The sequence below is a fragment of the Parasedimentitalea maritima genome (genome assembly GCF_005771405.1).
Taxonomy (GTDB): Bacteria; Pseudomonadota; Alphaproteobacteria; order Rhodobacterales; family Rhodobacteraceae; genus Parasedimentitalea; species Parasedimentitalea maritima.
Window position 1 is genome coordinate 1 of sequence record NZ_VAUA01000003.1, and the last position, 16993, is coordinate 16993.

Annotated in this window: 16 protein-coding genes, 1 tRNA gene and 1 pseudogene; 13 read left to right on the forward strand and 5 right to left on the reverse strand. The window is 54.8% G+C overall.

The features are described from left to right. Both FEE96_RS06185 and FEE96_RS06190 read left to right on the forward strand, forming a co-directional pair. Nucleotides 1-84, forward strand: a pseudogene (locus tag FEE96_RS06185) (IS481 family transposase); the annotation flags it as partial. 49 nt (nt 85-133) lie between these two features. Continuing rightward, nucleotides 134-616, forward strand: coding sequence for a hypothetical protein (locus FEE96_RS06190; protein ID WP_138162162.1), 483 nt, complete (start codon nt 134-136; stop codon nt 614-616). A gap of 138 nt (nt 617-754) precedes the next feature. Here FEE96_RS06190 and FEE96_RS06195 read toward each other — a convergent pair whose 3' ends face one another. Together FEE96_RS06195 and FEE96_RS06200 are read right to left on the reverse strand one after the other, a co-directional pair. Beyond that, entirely contained in the window at nt 755-1213 is a 459-nt protein-coding gene (locus tag FEE96_RS06195) for a terminase small subunit (protein ID WP_138162163.1), read from the reverse strand. A 472-nt stretch (nt 1214-1685) separates the two neighbouring features. Further along, a tRNA-Thr gene (locus tag FEE96_RS06200) sits at nt 1686-1761 on the reverse strand. A gap of 176 nt (nt 1762-1937) precedes the next feature. Between FEE96_RS06200 and FEE96_RS06205 the strand changes: the two genes are divergently transcribed. The 7 genes from FEE96_RS06205 to FEE96_RS06235 all read left to right on the forward strand — a co-directional run bounded on the left by FEE96_RS06205 (nt 1938) and on the right by FEE96_RS06235 (nt 8536). Then, on the forward strand, nt 1938-2813 hold the full coding sequence (locus tag FEE96_RS06205) for a hypothetical protein (RefSeq protein ID WP_138162164.1): 876 nt from the start codon (nt 1938-1940) through the stop codon (nt 2811-2813). 83 nt (nt 2814-2896) lie between these two features. After that, the gene (modA, locus tag FEE96_RS06210; RefSeq protein ID WP_246079325.1) at nt 2897-3595 is read left to right on the forward strand and encodes a molybdate ABC transporter substrate-binding protein; all 699 of its coding nucleotides are present in this window, start codon (nt 2897-2899) and stop codon (nt 3593-3595) included. After that, the gene (modB, locus tag FEE96_RS06215) at nt 3595-4290 is read left to right on the forward strand and encodes a molybdate ABC transporter permease subunit (protein ID WP_138162166.1); all 696 of its coding nucleotides are present in this window, start codon (nt 3595-3597) and stop codon (nt 4288-4290) included. The genes modA and modB overlap by 1 nt, the downstream gene beginning before the upstream one ends. Beyond that, the gene (modC, locus tag FEE96_RS06220) at nt 4287-5375 is read left to right on the forward strand and encodes a molybdenum ABC transporter ATP-binding protein (RefSeq protein WP_138162167.1); all 1089 of its coding nucleotides are present in this window, start codon (nt 4287-4289) and stop codon (nt 5373-5375) included. Before modB ends, modC begins: the two co-directional genes overlap by 4 nt. Before the next feature lie 279 nt (nt 5376-5654). Beyond that, nucleotides 5655-6641: a TRAP transporter substrate-binding protein gene (locus tag FEE96_RS06225; RefSeq protein WP_138162168.1), complete on the forward strand. Its 987-nt coding sequence runs from the start codon at nt 5655-5657 to the stop codon at nt 6639-6641. Nucleotides 6642-6743: 102 nt separating this feature from the next. Further along, nucleotides 6744-7280: a TRAP transporter small permease gene (locus FEE96_RS06230; RefSeq protein ID WP_138162169.1), complete on the forward strand. Its 537-nt coding sequence runs from the start codon at nt 6744-6746 to the stop codon at nt 7278-7280. Continuing rightward, nucleotides 7277-8536 carry a TRAP transporter large permease gene (locus FEE96_RS06235; RefSeq protein WP_138162170.1) on the forward strand — a complete coding sequence of 420 codons (1260 nt, stop codon included), beginning with the start codon at nt 7277-7279 and terminating at the stop codon, nt 8534-8536. The genes FEE96_RS06230 and FEE96_RS06235 overlap by 4 nt, the downstream gene beginning before the upstream one ends. Before the next feature lie 48 nt (nt 8537-8584). On the opposite strand, the gene FEE96_RS06240 is transcribed toward FEE96_RS06235, so the two are convergent. After that, on the reverse strand, nt 8585-9067 hold the full coding sequence (locus tag FEE96_RS06240; RefSeq protein ID WP_138162171.1) for a hypothetical protein: 483 nt from the start codon (nt 9065-9067) through the stop codon (nt 8585-8587). 143 nt (nt 9068-9210) lie between these two features. Between FEE96_RS06240 and FEE96_RS06245 the strand changes: the two genes are divergently transcribed. Both FEE96_RS06245 and FEE96_RS06250 read left to right on the forward strand, forming a co-directional pair. Then, entirely contained in the window at nt 9211-10200 is a 990-nt protein-coding gene (locus FEE96_RS06245) for a hypothetical protein (protein ID WP_138162172.1), read from the forward strand. 199 nt (nt 10201-10399) lie between these two features. Next, complete coding sequence (locus FEE96_RS06250; protein ID WP_138162173.1) at nt 10400-11692, forward strand: O-acetylhomoserine aminocarboxypropyltransferase/cysteine synthase family protein; 1293 nt, start codon at nt 10400-10402, stop codon at nt 11690-11692. 53 nt (nt 11693-11745) lie between these two features. Here the strand turns inward: FEE96_RS06250 and FEE96_RS06255 are convergent, their stop codons facing one another. Continuing rightward, nucleotides 11746-12462, reverse strand: a complete 717-nt coding sequence (locus tag FEE96_RS06255) for an SIMPL domain-containing protein (protein WP_138162174.1) — start codon at nt 12460-12462, stop codon at nt 11746-11748. 171 nt (nt 12463-12633) lie between these two features. Here FEE96_RS06255 and FEE96_RS06260 point away from each other — a divergent pair, with 171 nt between their 5' ends. Next, nucleotides 12634-15174: a hypothetical protein gene (locus FEE96_RS06260; RefSeq protein WP_138162175.1), complete on the forward strand. Its 2541-nt coding sequence runs from the start codon at nt 12634-12636 to the stop codon at nt 15172-15174. 78 nt (nt 15175-15252) lie between these two features. On the opposite strand, the gene hppD is transcribed toward FEE96_RS06260, so the two are convergent. Continuing rightward, on the reverse strand, nt 15253-16347 hold the full coding sequence (gene hppD, locus FEE96_RS06265; protein ID WP_138162176.1) for a 4-hydroxyphenylpyruvate dioxygenase: 1095 nt from the start codon (nt 16345-16347) through the stop codon (nt 15253-15255). A gap of 145 nt (nt 16348-16492) precedes the next feature. Between hppD and FEE96_RS06270 the strand changes: the two genes are divergently transcribed. Next, nucleotides 16493-16948: an Lrp/AsnC family transcriptional regulator gene (locus FEE96_RS06270; RefSeq protein ID WP_138162177.1), complete on the forward strand. Its 456-nt coding sequence runs from the start codon at nt 16493-16495 to the stop codon at nt 16946-16948. The last annotated feature ends 45 nt before the right edge of the window (nt 16949-16993 follow it).

The following is a 16993-nucleotide window of genomic DNA, read 5'->3' on the forward strand; positions in this document are numbered from 1 at the left end:
TGGGAGAGCTTTTACAACTTCCACCGACCTCACGGCGCACACGACGGAAAGACGCCTTACGAAGTCCTCAGGGAAAAGCTATAGTCAACAAACGGGATGTACCACGGGTAACCGCACCTTACAAGATCGGGGAATGCGCGGCCACTCATCGCTATTTGCAGCCTGTGACACGGTCCTTCGACTGAAGAAGTCCGTTGAAACTACAACGGTCACAGCTGAAAAACAGAAAGACCGCGAAGCTGGGTTAGTCTGCGCCTTTAAGCTGAAACCAACCGAGGGCGACGCTGGGGTGAAATCCTCTGCCCAGATCGAGTTTGTAGAATGCCAGGAAAGCAAGGACGCCTATGCTCTGGTGAAAGGTAACAACCGGACCGCCCTAGATGCATTGACCGCATTTCTGGAAACTCAAGGTGAGGAGATTTCGGAAGAAACTGGCGAAATGAAATCTGTTATTGCGGCTGATTTGGCCGGTTTTCGGAAACAAGGTGCAAACGCTTTTGATTTGCCTGACACGAGCAAAAAGCGACGCGCACTCGATAACGCAATTTCACAACTTGTGGGCTTGGGGCTGGTTGTGACTTCATCCACTCATATTTGGCTGAACAGTGAACATTAATAACCGCCTCAGTGCGCAGCGTTAGGAGAGCATCACATACATACTACTAACCTTAGTAGTATGTATGTATGTCTCGACTTGCTCAGAGAATTGCATTGATCGCGTTGCTTTGGGCAGGGAAGTACGCAAAAATTTCTGTCACGAATGCTTTTGGTAACTGTGGTGCAGAAACTCCAACGCGTCATCGTCTAGCCGAATGTAGGGATCTCCAGAAGCTAACGCTTCAAGCTCTGCCCTAGTTAGTTCCGTGATGTCTTTTTGTTCGGTTGGCATCACAGCGTCCTGGCGCTTAGGAGGTATCCAACCAAGTCGATCCAAAACATCTCGTGCGGCCTGCAACCGCGTGTGTGGCGGGGTCATTTCACACACCATCAGTTGCTCAATGACCTGCAGAGCCGTTGGGCTGAGCGACTTTAGACGTTCATCCAGTGCCTCTTTGATCATCGAGGCAACGTGGGGGTCGCGAAGCCACTTGTAGCCCATGCTGTGAGCTGAAGTACTGGGTACACCCGCAAAACGAGCTGCTTTCGAAGCATTGCCTAACTCGGCATATGCGGTCGCGAACGCATGGCGCTTAGCATAGTCGGCTTTAGCCATAGTTGTGATCCCCTTCAAAGTGATTGGGCTAACGTTAGCCTTGATGGCGCTCGCGTTCGTCCCGCAGACATGTGGTGCGGCGCAAAATTGGACGGCCAACTGCAGGATCCAACCGTTTGCCTTTCTACGCTTCGCTTGCTTCTGGGGTTGGGGAGGTAACGTGAACGGCGGGACTCCTGTCGGCGGGTCCAGGTCCCCCCCCCCCCGCTTGTCGTCGAAGCGGATCTCCTAGCCTAGAGGGTGGAACGGAGAATCATAAACCAGGCAGACTGCGGCGCAGGTACCTACATTGACCTGTCTGTGGCACAGCAATGCACTCAATCTATCCCATGACTGTTGAGATGGTCGTATATCAGGGCTTTCATTGCGAGATACCATGCTGACCGGGCCCAGCCCCATCCGCAAAGTTACGACGAAGTAAATCGCGCACCAAAGCGCACGCGGCCTAAGTATTTGAATTGAATGGATAGAATGGTGCCCCCACACGGACTCGAACCGCGGACCTACTGATTACAAATCAGTTGCTCTACCAGCTGAGCTATAGGGGCTTCCGAGGCACGGATTAGCCTCTCTTTCAAAGACGCGCAAGACGCAAAATCACCTTAAATGGCCAGTTGGCGAAAAAAATTCAAAACTGCTATCAAGCACCAAGCCGTTTGACCTGACCGGCCACTGGCATTAGTCAAGACAAGCTATCGCATTCATCGGGAGATACGGCTTTCAGATGCAGGTTATTGTTCACACCGGCGCTCATGCCACCGAAGAAGACCGCCTGTTGAAAAGTCTGCTGCGCAACAAGGAAGATCTCTCTAAACAAGGTGTAGCAGTCCCTGGTCCAGGAAAGTACCGGACTTTGCTGAAAGACTGCTTTGCCGCATTGGAGGCCGGGTCACCAGCTCCAGATTCGCGGGATGTCCTGTGGGACGCCATTCTGGACGAAGAAGACGCCAACCGCGTGGTGTTGTCCAATCCACATTTTTTTGGATCACAACGCAACGCGCTAGAAGGTGATTGCCTCTACCCGGAAGCGGTGCAGCGGATGCGCGATCTGCAGCAGCTTTTCCCCCATGATCAAATCGAGATCTTTATGGGTCTGCGCAACCCTGCCGGATTTTTGCCTGCCCTCCTCCAAAAAGCCGCTCCAAAACGGCTGCGCGAAGTCATGAAACAGACCGATCCCCGGCAGCTACGCTGGTCAGAAATGATGGGCCGGTTACGACAGGCGGTGCCGGTCATTCCACTAACTGTCTGGTGTTATGAGGATATGCCCCTGACATGGGGGCAGATCATGCGGGACATGGTTGGCGTTGAGACGCACAAAACCTTGCTAGGTGATCTGGATCTGTTAGCCACAATTATGTCCCCCGAAGGCCTAACACGACTGCGCGCTTATCTAGAGGCGCATAGCGATCTGAGCGAAATGCAAAAGCGTCGTGTCTATGCAGCTTTTCTTGACAAGTTTGCCATTGAAGAAGCCCTGGAAGAAGAGCTGGACCTGCCGGGATGGACCGAAGAGCTGATAGAAACACTGACCAGTATTTATGACGAGGATATGTATCAACTACAACGCATCCCCGGCGTAACGCTGATAGCGCCCTGATCGTTATGCTATCACTGCTCCGCCGCTCCTATTGCTTTATCCTAGCTCTGGTAGTTTGTGTTTCGCTCGCGCCCGGATGGTTAGTGGCAGAGGAGGTCACACTATTCGCAGCCGCCAGCCTTAAAAACGCGCTGGACGAGTTGGCCCAGTCCTACGGTGGCGGAAAATTGCATATTGCATATGGCGGCAGTTCCGCTTTGACCCGACAAATTCGTCTGGGCGCACCAGCGCAGCTGTTTCTATCCGCGAATACTACCTGGATGCAGGTATTGGAAGACGATGGATTGCTGATGCCAGGCAGCCGCACTGACCTGCTGAGCAATCAATTGGCCCTAATTGCGGCTCCGAATAGCTCCATTACGCTCTCCCCTGCCCCCGGATTTGAACTGGCTGCGACACTTGGCGATGGCGTGTTGGCGATGGCACTGGTGAACGCGGTCCCTGCGGGAATTTACGGACGCGAGGCACTGACGTCACTGGGTGCCTGGGAAAACGTGCAGGGCAAAGTTGTCCAAACCGACAATGTGCGCGCGGCACTACGATTGGTAGCTACAGGCGAAGCACAATTGGGCATCGTCTACGCTAGTGATCTGGGGGCATCACCTCACGTGCGCCTGTTGGGTCTGTTTCCAGCCCAAACCCATAGCCCTATCCGCTACCCGATGGCGCTGATCGATCCAGCCACACCCGAGGCGCAGGCCGTCTATGACTATCTGCGAAGCGATGCGGCACAAGCGGTGTTTGCCCGCCATGGCTTTCGCCCATTGCAAGGGCAAGACTAATGGATTGGTTGGGACCTGAGGAATGGCAGGCCGTGGCATTGTCGCTGAAGGTCGCGATCTGGGCTACGCTGCTGAACCTGCCCTTCGCACTCCTGGTGTCACATGCCCTTGCGCGCTGGAGTTTTCCCGGCAAGCAACTGCTGAATGCAATTGTTCATCTGCCGCTGTTCCTGCCACCGGTGGTAACCGGGTATCTGTTGTTGATCAGCTTTGGCCGCCGCGCGCCCGTTGGTGCTTGGCTTGAACAAACTTTTGGACTGGTGCTGGCTTTTCGTTGGACCGGTGCGGTACTGGCCGCCGCCATTATGGGTTTCCCACTGATGGTGCGGGCCATCCGATTGGCAATAGAAGCCGTTGATCCCAAACTGGAACAGGCGGCAGCAACACTTGGGGCCTCGCGGTTTTGGGTCTTTGCCACCGTCACCCTGCCATTGATCCTGCCCGGTCTGATCGCTGGCGCGGTTTTAGGTTTTGCCAAGGCCATGGGGGAGTTCGGCGCGACCATCACATTTATCGCTAACATCCCCGGACAGACCCAAACCCTACCTTCCGCCGTCTACAGTTTTCTACAGGTGCCTGGTGGTGAAGATGCCGCACTGCGTTTAGTGGCCATTTCCGTTGCCTTGGCGATGGCTGCGTTAATTGCCTCCGAAATACTGGCGCGTCGCGCGTCCAGACGGGTCAACGGCACATGAGCCTGTCTGTCGATATCCGCCATACTCTGGGAGATCTTGTGGTCGAGGTCGCATTTGAGGCGCCCGGAGGCATCACCGCACTGTTTGGACAGTCCGGATCGGGTAAAACAACGGTGATCAATGCGGTTGCCGGTTTGTTGACACCCCAGTCAGGCCGCATTGCCCTGCAATCTTCAGTGTTGTTTGACCACACTCACCGAACAAACGTAGCGCCACATCGCCGCCGCCTAGGCTATGTATTTCAGGACGCCCGATTGTTCCCGCATCTGACTGTATTGGGCAACCTGACCTACGGTAGTCGCTTTGCACCGCGCGACAACACTGGTCCGGCACTTGAAGATGTCGCTGACATGCTTGGCATCACATCCCTGCTGAACCGCCGCCCAGGCGGGCTGTCCGGTGGAGAAAAACAGCGCGTCGCCATTGGTCGCGCGCTCTTGTCGCAACCTCGCATGCTGCTGATGGATGAACCCTTGGCGGCATTGGACACAAGCCGCAAAGAAGAGATCCTGCCGTATCTGGAACAGTTGCGAGATGTGACGGGCCTGCCTATTCTTTACGTGAGCCATTCTGTGGCCGAGGTTGCAAGGCTCGCCGACACGGTGGTGGTGCTTGATCAGGGGCGGGTGGCACAGGTCGGCCCCACGGAACAGGTCTTTTCAGATCCTGGAATGGTGCGTCAACTGGGCCTGCGCGAGGCCGGCGCTGTGCTGCCTGCGACCGTGACCACCCATCACACCGATGGGCTGACCGAGCTGGCTGTATCAGGTGGCACTCTAATGCTGCCTCAAGTCGACCTGCCCACCGGCGCAAGCACCCGGGTGCGCATTCTGGCCCAGGATGTGATCCTGTCGCGCGAACGACCCGTAGGATTATCGGCGCTGAATATCTTGTCCGCAACAATTACCGAAATCCGCGCGGGCGGTGGTCCCGGCGTGGTGGTGCAGCTTCAATGTGGACAAGACCACTTGCTGGCGCGGATTACCCGACGCTCGGCGCAAGCTTTGGGGCTGGCGGCGGGCGTGTCTTGCTATGCAGTGATTAAATCGGTGTCGGTGGCACGCCATGACGTTGGCCACAGCTAAGGCATAAAACCCTTCCTCTCCAAGCTGATGGCTATGGCGCATCACGACAAGAGGCACACTGATATACCCGATATCTAAACAGCTATCATAAAATACTGCTTGACCCGAGACGTTACTTTAAGCTTAAAATTTATTTCATTGGTTTTCCAAGTCAAAGGGTGGCGCAGATCTCCCAGACTGACGTGCCAATGGTCTGGGTCAGGAAAAAAGCCCTACCCAGGCCCGCTCGACTGCGTAAACTCGCCAAAAACAACAATGATTCTATCAGGGAGACAGAATATGAAAGTGGATTTCAAAACATTGGCCAAAGGCGCCACAATGGTTGCCGCAACCCTTTTGGCCACCACTGCGGCCCAGGCCAAGGATTTTCGTCTTGGCCTGATCACCCCACCACCCCACGTCTGGACCAAGGCTGCCAAAGCCTTTGGAGCTGAGCTGGCAGAGCAATCCGGTGGTGCGCACAGCGTTACCGTGTTCCCTGCACGCCAATTGGGCAACGAGGCGCAGATGCTGCAGCAGTTGCAGACCGGCGCATTGGATATGGCGTTTATGACTGTGGCGGAAGTGTCAAACCGGGTGCCCAACCTCGGCGCATTTTATGCGCCTTATCTGGCCAATGACATCACGCACGCCGCCGCAATCCTGCGATCAGACACAGCCAAGGGCATGCTGGATGTCCTGCCCCAAGAAGCGGGCGTTGTGGGTGTTGGATATGGATCGGCCGGCATGCGTCAGATCCTGACACGCGGCGAAGTGAAATCGGTTGAAGATCTTAAGGGTCAGAAACTGCGGATCACTCCTTTTGACCCAATTCTGGATTTCTACAATCTGGTTGGCGCAGCCCCGACCCCAATGCCACTACCAGCGGTTTATGACGCTTTGGCGAATGGACAGGTTGATGCCATCGACATGGATGTCGAGCTGATCAACGTGCTGAAGTACTATGAGCACGCTGACACTCTGCTGATTTCCAACCACATGATGTTCCCAATGGTGGGTCTGGTCTCCGCTCGGGTTTATGCGGGTCTGTCTGATGACGACAAAGCGATGATCTCTGACTTGATGGCCAAGCACGTGGACAGCACTCTGGACGCCTATGTTGCCAAGTCTCCAGCCTGGACCGAAAGCCTGAACGGTGTTGGCATCAATGTGATGACTGTGGATGCCGAGTTCTTTGGCCCAGTCATGGGCGAATGGGAGGCAATCTGGGCTGCCAAAGCACCATCGTTGCCCGACCTGCGCGCAGCGGCTGACGCAGCTAAGTAAGTCTTTACTTTATCCAACGGGCCAAAGCTAATTTGGCCCGTTGAAGTTACACCGGTCCATCGCGACGATCGGACATCCCAAACTAAAAAGTGAGGCAGCCATATGCTGTATCGGGCATCCACAGCCTGGGCGCGTGTCGAAGTTTTCTGCGCCGCAACCCTCGCCGCATCTGTATCCGGACTAATCCTGCTAAACGTCGTCACCCGCGCGATGGGAAACTCCATCTATTGGGTCGATGAGGCCGCGATCTATGCCATGGTCTGGATGTGCTTTCTCGCAGCCTCTGCAGCGGTACATCACCGCAGCGCCGTTGCGGTTACTCTAGTGCCGGAACTTGCCCCCGCTCGCGTTGGCTATGTGTTGGGCCGGTTTGCCGATCTCACTGTCTTTGTCTTTGCTGCGTTGCTGATCTGGATCTGCTGGCGCTGGTTCATGCCACTGGAACTGGCGAGGCAGGGCTTTGACATCAAAGCCTTCCAAGGCGCTACATTCAACTTCGTCTACGCAGAGCCCACCAATACCCTGGGGATCAAAAAAATCTGGGTCTGGCTCGTGGTACCAGTCTTTGCATTTGGCGCTCTGCTTCATGCGACAGCCAACCTATTCCACCCAGCCCCAGCTGAGGAAGACACCCCATGACACCGCTTCTGTTTCTGATCCTGCTGTTTGCTTCTGTTCCGATTGCTCTGGTGCTCTCCCTGACCGCGCTGTGGTACATCTATGACAGCGGCAATACCGTTCTATATGACAGCTTCTCACAGCAGATGTTTGCAGGGGTCGAGAATTATGGATTGATGGCAATCCCACTGTTCATCCTAACCGGTGAGTTGATGAACGAAGGCGGCATGACCCAGCGGTTGGTCCACGCTGCGCGGGTGTTTGTTGGCGGGTTTCGGGGCGGGCTGGCCTATATCAACCTGCTGGCCAATATGTTCATGGCTGCCATCATCGGCTCCGCCGCCAGCCAAATTGCTGTTATGTCGCGCGCTATGGTGCCAGCGATGACAAAAGAGGGCTATGATCCCGGCTTTGCCGCTGCAACCACCGCAGCTGGCGGGTTGCTGGCCCCCGTGATCCCACCGTCGATGCTGTTTGTTATCTATGGCGTGTTGGCACAACTGCCTATTGGAGATCTGTTCATTGCAGGCATCATTCCCGGCCTGATCATGGCGAGCACATTTTTTGTTGTTGTCGCCCTGATCGGTCTGAAACAACAATTTCCACGCGGTACATGGATGTCCGGTCCCGAGGCCATCGCGGCATTGCGCAGTTCCCTGCCCGCCTTTCTGATCCCCCTGGCCATTGTTGGTGGCATCCTGTTTGGTATCGCCACCCCAACCGAGAGCGCCGCTGTTGCCTCACTGATTGCCTTTGGTGTTGGCTGGTTGATCTACCGCGAAATCTCTCCACGAAATTTAGGAAAACTGTTTGTACGGACCGCTACCAATTCATCACTGGTGATCTTCATGATTGCCGCTGCCAATGTATTTGGTTGGGTGGTCATTTATGAAGAGCTGCCGCAAAAACTAGCACATTTCATCTCATCCGTGACCTCGGACCCGTTCACCTTCCTGCTGATCGTCAACGCCTGTTTGCTGTTTGTCGGCATGTTGATTGATGGGATTGCAGCCCTAATTTTGGTGACCCCGATCCTGCTGCCAATTGCGATGAACAACTACGACATCGATCCATTCCAGTTTGGCGTGGTGATCTGTCTAAATCTGGTGCTGGGACTACTGACGCCCCCGGTTGGGGTCGGGTTGTATATCGCCTCGGCCATGTCCGGGGTGCGCCCTTTCACCATCTTTGTGGCACTTTGGCCGTTCTTGCTGGCAGTGACACTGATCCTAATCCTGCTCAGCTATTTCCCTTTTCTCAGCACTGCGCTGATCTAAAATCTTAGCGGTGCCACATGGCACCGCTTGCCAATTGCGGCCCTGCCCTTAGTTTTGAGGCTGCCCCATCCGATTGAACACAACCTGCTCCTTCGACAAGTCGTCGTAAGTAAGGTGAACCTCGATCTGCGTGATAGAGCCAAGTTCGTAACTGCGATACGGCAGACCATCTGCTTCGGTGATCCCATTGGGCGCGCCTTGGTCCAGATGACACTCTGGCAACGGCCAGATTTCAGGAGGCGCCCCATTCACGCCCAGTTCCATTTGAACCAATCCACAGCGCCATGACCAAATATGTGTCACATACAACAGATCCTGCCCGTCAAATTCGCGCACCGAAATCCAATTGCCTTGGGTCATTCCCAAAATAGGTTTCACTTCGGCCGCAGTGGTGAATTGCCCAGAAGGCACCTGTGGTTCGGCCACCAATGCAACCTCAGATACTGGGGCTACAGTCACCGAACCCGTCGACACACCATCCCCAATGGACTGAATTGTTGCAGCAATTGCTGCCAAAAAAAGATCAAACATATCGCAAACTCCCAAAAATAACGCAGGGCAAATAAAAACATCCGCTGAATTCAATTGTAGTCTTTTGGACAACTGACGCCACACCTATAGTCTGGGCAACAGGCAACAATGGCCCCAAACAACAGGTGGCAAACGGGAATGGTATGGGCAATAAACCCTTTAACATAGTAATTGTAGGCCAATCCGGTCGGCTGCAATACGAAGCAATGCTGTTTGCAGCATCCCTGCGGCATTGCTCGCCCGACTTCGATGGCCGCCTGTTTATCGCCGTTCCCCAGCCCGGCCCCAACTGGCGCGGCAACCCAAGTATCCGCGACGCCGATGTATTGGCCACACTTGAGCAACTCGGCGCAGAAATTCTACCGTTTGAGAACAAGGTGTTTGGCCAGGAATACCCCTATGGAAACAAAATCGAAGCCTTGCAGGCCATGCCCAGGGACGAACCTTTTGTGTTCTTTGACACGGATACACTGATCACCGGCGACTTGATGTCAGTGCCTTTTGATTTCTCACGCCCGTCGGCCTCACTTCGCCGCGAGGGGACTTGGCCCAAGCCAACCCTCTATGGCCCCGGCTATACAGAGATATGGCGCGCGCTTTACACCCGCTTTGGATTGGATTTTGACAGCAGCCTGGATCTGAGCCAGCCAGACGAATACTGGCAACGCTATCTCTATTTCAACGCCGGTTTTTTCTACGGCGCCTGTCCACAGGTGTTTGGCGCACGTTTTCTAGAATACGCTCAATCCGTCCAAAATGACCTTCCACCGGAACTCATTGGGCAAGAACTGAACCCCTGGCTGGATCAGGTTGTTCTGCCACTGGTCATTCATTCCTTTGGTGGCGGCCGCGATGCCCTGCCCACGGGCTATCTGGATGGCGACGTCAGCTGTCACTACCGTCTTCTGCCGATGCTCTACGCACGCGAAAGCGATCGTGTGGTTGAAGTGCTTGAACAGATTTGTGCGCCCAACAAGATCAAGAAAGTTCTAAAAGGGTCAGATCCGATCAAACGCATGGTCTATCAGGGGCGCGGCGAAAAAGTACGGGTGATGTTCGACCGCGACCACCTGCCCCGGCGTGAACAGGCGATCCGCAATCAAATCAAAAAGGCCGGGTTCTGGATGCGGTGACCGGGTAGATTTGCGCCTAGCAATTCCCCATCTTTCACCCGTTCAGAACGCTTGAAATGGGTGAGAGATCGACGGAAACTATTCCTACTTTGCGGGGTAGGTCGGTCAGACTGTTCCAATTTCACCCGTTTTCGTTGTGCCAGGCCGTTGGGTGCCTTACACCCAAAATGATAGTTACTTTGTTAATGGAGACAGCCATATGACCGAAGCTCCCACCTACGGGTTTGACACATTACAAATTCACGCCGGTGCCAAGCCGGATCCGGCCACCGGCGCCCGGCAAACTCCAATTTATCAAACCACGGCTTATGTGTTCCGCGATGCGGATCACGCAGCAGCGCTGTTCAACCTTCAAGAAGTTGGATTCATCTACTCGCGTTTGACCAACCCCACAGTGGCAGTTCTGCAAGAGCGGATCGCGACCCTTGAAGGCGGCGTTGGGGCTGTGTGTTGTTCGTCAGGTCACGCCGCACAGATCATGGCGCTGTTCCCACTGATGCAGCCCGGTTGCAACGTCGTTGCCTCGACCCGGCTCTACGGTGGCACCGTCACTCAACTGAGCCAGACCATCAAGCGCTTTGGCTGGGAAGCCAAGTTTGTCGACACCGACGATCTGGACGCTGTGGCGGCCGCAATTGATGAAAACACCCGTGCAGTATTCTGTGAATCCATTGCCAATCCAGGCGGCTATGTCACCGATATTCGGGCCTTGGCTGATGTCTCAGATGCGGCAGGCATTCCGCTGATTGTCGACAACACCTCGGCCACACCCTACCTGTGCAACCCAATCAAGCAAGGCGCCACATTGGTGGTCCATTCAACCACCAAATACCTGACGGGCAACGGCACCGTCACGGGTGGTTGCATTGTTGACTCAGGCCAGTTTGACTGGTCCGCAAATGACAAGTTCCCCTCTCTCAGCGAACCGGAAACAGCCTATCATGGGCTGAAGTTCCACGAAACCTTTGGGGCTCTGGCTTTCACCTTTCATGGCATTGCCATCGGCCTGCGTGATCTGGGCATGACAATGAACCCACAGGCTGCGCACTATACGCTGATGGGCATTGAAACCCTCAGTCTGCGGATGCAGCGTCATGTGGAAAATGCTGTGACCGTGGCAACCTGGCTAGAGGCAGATCCAAGAGTTGACTATGTCACCTATGCTGGCCTGCCATCGTCGCCGTATTATGATCGGGCACAAACCTGTTACCCCAAAGGCGCTGGTGGGCTTTTCACCTTTGCAGTCAAAGGCGGATATGACGCCTGCGTCGAGCTGGTAAATTCGCTGGAAATTTTCAGCCATGTGGCAAACCTCGGTGACACGCGGTCGCTGATCATCCACTCAGCCTCGACCACGCACCGCCAGCTGTCACCGGAGCAGCAAGAGGCTGCTGGTGCAGGTCCCAACGTGGTTCGACTATCGATTGGAACCGAAGATTCCAAGGATTTGATTGCGGATCTCGATCAGGCTCTGGCCAAAGCCTGCGGCTGATCGTACCTACGCCGAAAACGTGAAAGGCCGGGCAAATCGCCCGGCCTTTTCTCTTATTCCGCTACCGTTTCGGCGATACTAAACACCACCGAAACAGTGTATGAGAAACTCAACTCTCCCGCTTCGATAGGCATGGCACTGCTTCGCGCCATTTCCATTGCCATAGGGTATCCACCGCTGCCGCCCTGATCGGTGATTGATTGCACGGGCCCCAGGGTCACCCCTGCGGCAGTCGCCAGCTGTTCAGCCTTTCGGATGGCATCCTTAACGGCAGCACCACGGATCTGGTCCTGCACTTCGCTTGGATCCACGACGCCAAACTGTAATCCCCGAAATTCATTGGCACCTGCCCGTAGGACCTGATCCAGAACCTCGCCCAGCTTATCAAGATCACGCACTCTCAATTGTAACGTGTTGCTGGCTGTAAAACTGGTAATCTTGCGATCATTCCCACCACTAAGCGACCCCGCTTTCGTCCAGTTTGGATTCACTGAAATCTGCTGGGTTTGCATATCCTCAGGCTTAATCCCAACACTCTGCAATTGATCAACTACCGCGACCATCGATTTTGACACTGCGGACATCGCATCAACGGCCTCGTCTGCCCGATCGGTAACACCCAGTGTTATCAAGGCAAGCGACGGTGGAACTTGTATGCTCGCGTCTCCAGAAACAGATATTTGACGCCGTACAATGGGTTCAACCGCCCAAGCCGCGCCTGAAGACAACATCAGCACCAGAGCGGAAATAACGAATTTCTTGCTGTTCATACTAAATCTCCTTTTCAAAACTGATAAATGAGGACGCCAATCAACTCTGACAAGATCATTTATGTCTGTTTTCCTTTTCCTCGGCGGTCTCCTGCTTTAGAGTTGCAGTGCAAGCCGATATGGTTGCAACACTGTCTTGGACACTAACGATTTGGATGGTCTAACCACATCATGAAACCGGGCTTTGCATTATCGCTGTCTCCGGATGGCATCTCTCTCTTGCACCGGGCCGCCGGAGGCTGGCGGCTGGTCGGCAGTGTGGGCTTAGACGTTCCAGACTTGAGCGTGGCTCTGACCGATCTGCAAACATTAGCACAACAACTGGACACAGGACCGATATCTTGCAAGCTGATCATCCCCAATGGTCAGATACGTTACCTAACCATCGACACCGGTGATGTGGATGACGGTGTGCGAATGGACATGGCGCGCGCTGCGCTGGATGGCGCGACCCCTTATCCAGTCGACGAGCTGGCCTTTGACCTCTCGCAAGACGGCGAGTTGACCCATGTGGCAGCGGTTGCCATCGAAACTCTGGACGAAGCTGAAACCTTTGCCAGCGACCACGGGTTTATCCCCACCAGCTTTGTAGCGGCACCAGGGGACATGGATTTCCTTGGCGAACCCTTCTTTGGTACAACGCGCGCTGTTCGTGGCATCGAAATAGAACCGGATGGCATAGCTGTTGTAAACGTTGGCCCTGCCGAATTCCCTCAGACACCTCCTGAAAACAAAAAACAGGCTGCGCCCAAAGTCGAAACGACGGAGAAAGCCGAAGCAAAGCCTGGGCTGGACGAACCAGTTTCGCCAACCGCTGCAGGTGCCCCTTCAATCGAAGAGGCTGCTGATGAACCCAAACCTGTGCCGATCCCCGGCTTTAGCAGCCGCCGGGGTAAGCAGGATGCGGCGATTGCCCCCCCGCTACAGGGTGCCAGCCGTGAGCCGCTCGCGGACGAATTGCCTATCAAGCCCCCGTCCCCAGCAGCCACGTCTCCGGAACATCCAGAATTATCTCCCACGGCACAGGCATCCGGCCCTGCAGAACCTAGCGACGCGCCCTTACTGCAAGTTTCGGCTCCATCTGTCACCGGGCCTGATGAACAGTCCAAGGTTGCTCCGCCAGTTTCGACTCCCGACAATACCGCCTTTTTGAGCCGTAGACAGACGCCGAAGGTTGCAAACAAGACAGCTAAGGTAAGGACAGTATCCGGCATTCAGCCCACTGCGGTAAAGCAGCCATCTCGCGATGGGTTGGGTAGTGACCCCTTTGCCCTACGTGAGCCGCAGCAAGTTGGTGGCAAGCCAAAGTTTCTGGGGCTGGCATTGATTGCGGTACTTTTGCTGTTCATGGCTGCGGCAGCGGCCTGGGCGGTCTATACCAAAGGGTCGATTTTTTTCTTTGGCCCGGAAGTGAGCGCCTCAGGGCCTGATCCTAGCGTAACACCAGACCAGCAACCAATCTCTGAAACACAACCTGATGGACCGCGCGCGCCTCCGGTTCCCGAGGTCAACACGGTTCCAGATCAGGTTCCAGAAATTCTCGCACCGCAAGTCAGCGCCCTCCCTGAAAACCTGTCTGTTCTAGCCGTCCCGCCGGTTGCCATCGAAACAGAAACAGCCAGCCTTTCTGGCACCGACAGCGCAGTTCTGGACGCCCTACGGCAGCCGATCCAAACGGATCTAGATCCCGAAGCCGTTGCTGATGGTATTGCAGAAGAGGTCGAACGCCCCGAGCTGTCACAGGCTGCGCAATATGCCGCCACCGGAATTTGGCAAAGCTTACCTGACGTTCCCGAGTTACCCGCAGTAATTGGACTGAGCGACCTATATGTCGCTTCAATTGACAATACAGACTTGTCTCAGGATGCCGTTGCCCTGCCAGCAACGACCGATTTCACCACAGACGCCGAACTGGATTTCATCACCTCTCCTGTCGCCGCAGGCAACGCGTTTGATCTCGATGAACGCGGATTGGTTCGAGCCACTCCCGAAGGCACCCTGAATCCCGACGGTGTTATAGTGTATCTCGGCCGCCCCAGCCGCGTACCACCACCCACCCCCAATCGTCCCGACCCTGAAGCCGAAGCACAAATTGACGAGCAACAGGCTGTCTTGGCGCTACTACGTCCCCGCGCCCGACCAGATGATCTGGTAGAACAGGCCGAACGCGCACAATTGGGAGGCCTCAGCTTGGCCGAACTGGGTCAGAAACGCCCACGCGCGCGTCCCGCCAGCTCACGTCCCGCCAACGAGGATAGCCTACCCACCACAGCGCAGGCCATTGCCACATCGGTTGTCCCTAAAGCCCGCCCTGTAAATTTTGCCAACCTTGTCGACCGGGCTCAGCGCAATACGGAAAACATCCCAGCCTCGGCCTCCGCCTCAACTGCGGGCGTTTTGACCCGACCAGCAGCTGAAGCAGCAGCCGCGGCCATCGCCCCTGAAACAGTAACTCCCTCGATCCCGACGTCGGCATCCGTAGCCCGACAGGCCACGTTGGAGAACTCGATCAACCTGCGCAAAGTCAATCTGATTGGTGTTTACGGAACGCCGTCAAACCGCCGTGCACTGGTTCGGCTGTCCTCGGGCCGTTACAAGAAGGTCAAGGTTGGAGATAGAATTGACGGCGGGCAAGTGGTCGCCATAGGCGACGCTGAATTGCGCTATCAAAAAGGCGGTCGAAACGTCACCCTAAAGATCCCCAACGGCTAATCAACTGCCCCTAAAAGCAAAGAACCCAGAAGCTTTAGCTCCTGGGTCCGTTCTTGACAGGTAGTCAATCGTGCCTAGTTAGGCAGTCTCGATCTCGCCATTTGCGATCTGCTCACGTTCAATCGATTCAAACAACGCCTTAAAGTTGCCCTCACCAAAACCATCATCGCCTTTGCGCTGAATGAACTCAAAGAAGATCGGTCCAATCACTGTCTTCGAAAAGATTTGCAGCAGGATTTTAGTTTCACCGCCTTCGTCTACGCCTTCACCGTCGATCAGAATGCCATGCTTCATCATCAGCTCTTTTGGCTCGTCATGGCCCACGACCCTGTCGTACGACAGATCATAGTAAGTCTCATTCGGACCCGGCATGAACTTCAAACCCTTGTCAGCGATCTTATCGGTGCTGGTATAGATATCATCAGAACCCACAGCGATGTGTTGGATTCCCTCGCCTTTGTATTTCTTCAAATAGGCAACAATCTGACCGGTTTCACCGCTATCCTCGTTGATCGGAATACGGATGCGTCCACATGGCGAGGTCAGAGCGCGGCTGCGCAGGCCTGTGTACTTGCCTTGAATATCGAAGAACCGGATTTCCTTGAAATTGAACAGCTCTCCGTAGAAATGGAACCACTTGTCCATATTTCCTTTGAACACATTGTGGGTCAAGTGATCCAGGTAGAAGAAGCCATCACCACGAGGCTTTGACTCGCACAGCCAGTCAAACTCTTCGTTGAACGGCGAGGTGTCGGAATACTGGTCAATGAAATAGATAAGCGAGCCACCGATGCCTTTGATCGCCGGTACATTCATTGTCTTGTCGGCTGCGTCATAGGGCTCTGCGCCTTTTGACACAGCGTGGTCATAGGCCTGTTTTGCGTCGACGACCCGCCACCCCATCGCAGGGGCGCAGGGACCATGTTCGTCAACAAAACGCGCAGCAAAACTCCCAGGCTCTGCATTTAGAATGTATGTCACATCCCCTTGCTGCCACAACTCAACGTTTTTGCTTTTGTGACGGCCAGTCAACGCATAGCCCATGCGTGCAAACAGCTCGCGCAGTTCTTGTGGCTCAGGGCTGGCGAATTCGACAAATTCGAAACCGTCAGTACCTGCGGGGTTTTCATCCGAGATGGTGGATTTTGGAGCGGTGTGTGGGAACGGACCCATAATGTGGCCTCCTGCTTGCGCGTTACATTGGTTACACACATAATATCGCAATTCAGATGCTTGTTTTGCGCATAGTTTGTCACCTCAAGCACTATCGACACGCAAATTTTATGCTAAAGTGACATTTCATGACGAAAGTACGCACATGCTAGACGCCACTGACACCAAACTCCTCGCTGCTTTACAGGCAGATGCTCACCTGACGGCGCAACAATTGGGCGAGCTTCTTAACCTTTCTCCCAGTCAGGCCGGACGCCGTCGGCAGCGTCTGGAAAGTGAGGGATTTATCCAGGGGTATTCCGCCCGGCTTGACGCTACAAAGCTTGGATTGCAGGTTCAGGGTTTTGTGCAAGTGCACCTTGGCAGCCACGGCCCAAAACAATCAGCCAGCTTTGCCACTTTAATTAGCACCCGACCCGAAATCACCTCGGCCTGGACCATGACCGGCGAAGCGGATTATCTGTTGCGGGTCTATTGTGCTGACCTGCCTGGATTAAACACGCTGCTGCACGAGGTGCTGCTGCCTCATCCAGCCGTGTCTCGCGTACAAAGCCAAATCGTGATGGATCAACTGAAACGCGACGCACCGCTGCCGACATGAGATCGATTAATAAAACTTGAGCACTTATCCCATAGGTTGATTCCA

Excerpts from the sequence above, each read along its gene's own strand:
- FEE96_RS06230 (WP_138162169.1), top strand. The coding sequence starts at position 6,744 with ATGCTGTATCGGGCATCCACAGCCTGGGCGCGTGTCGAAGTTTTCTGC.
- FEE96_RS06190 (WP_138162162.1), top strand. The coding sequence starts at position 134 with ATGCGCGGCCACTCATCGCTATTTGCAGCCTGTGACACGGTCCTTCGA.
- modC (WP_138162167.1), top strand. The coding sequence starts at position 4,287 with ATGAGCCTGTCTGTCGATATCCGCCATACTCTGGGAGATCTTGTGGTC.
- hppD (WP_138162176.1), bottom strand. The coding sequence starts at position 16,347 with ATGGGTCCGTTCCCACACACCGCTCCAAAATCCACCATCTCGGATGAA.
- FEE96_RS06195 (WP_138162163.1), bottom strand. The coding sequence starts at position 1,213 with ATGGCTAAAGCCGACTATGCTAAGCGCCATGCGTTCGCGACCGCATAT.
- modB (WP_138162166.1), top strand. The coding sequence starts at position 3,595 with ATGGATTGGTTGGGACCTGAGGAATGGCAGGCCGTGGCATTGTCGCTG.
- FEE96_RS06245 (WP_138162172.1), top strand. The coding sequence starts at position 9,211 with ATGGGCAATAAACCCTTTAACATAGTAATTGTAGGCCAATCCGGTCGG.
- FEE96_RS06235 (WP_138162170.1), top strand. The coding sequence starts at position 7,277 with ATGACACCGCTTCTGTTTCTGATCCTGCTGTTTGCTTCTGTTCCGATT.
- FEE96_RS06270 (WP_138162177.1), top strand. The coding sequence starts at position 16,493 with ATGCTAGACGCCACTGACACCAAACTCCTCGCTGCTTTACAGGCAGAT.
- FEE96_RS06260 (WP_138162175.1), top strand. The coding sequence starts at position 12,634 with ATGAAACCGGGCTTTGCATTATCGCTGTCTCCGGATGGCATCTCTCTC.
- FEE96_RS06225 (WP_138162168.1), top strand. The coding sequence starts at position 5,655 with ATGAAAGTGGATTTCAAAACATTGGCCAAAGGCGCCACAATGGTTGCC.
- FEE96_RS06255 (WP_138162174.1), bottom strand. The coding sequence starts at position 12,462 with ATGAACAGCAAGAAATTCGTTATTTCCGCTCTGGTGCTGATGTTGTCT.
- FEE96_RS06250 (WP_138162173.1), top strand. The coding sequence starts at position 10,400 with ATGACCGAAGCTCCCACCTACGGGTTTGACACATTACAAATTCACGCC.
- FEE96_RS06205 (WP_138162164.1), top strand. The coding sequence starts at position 1,938 with ATGCAGGTTATTGTTCACACCGGCGCTCATGCCACCGAAGAAGACCGC.
- FEE96_RS06240 (WP_138162171.1), bottom strand. The coding sequence starts at position 9,067 with ATGTTTGATCTTTTTTTGGCAGCAATTGCTGCAACAATTCAGTCCATT.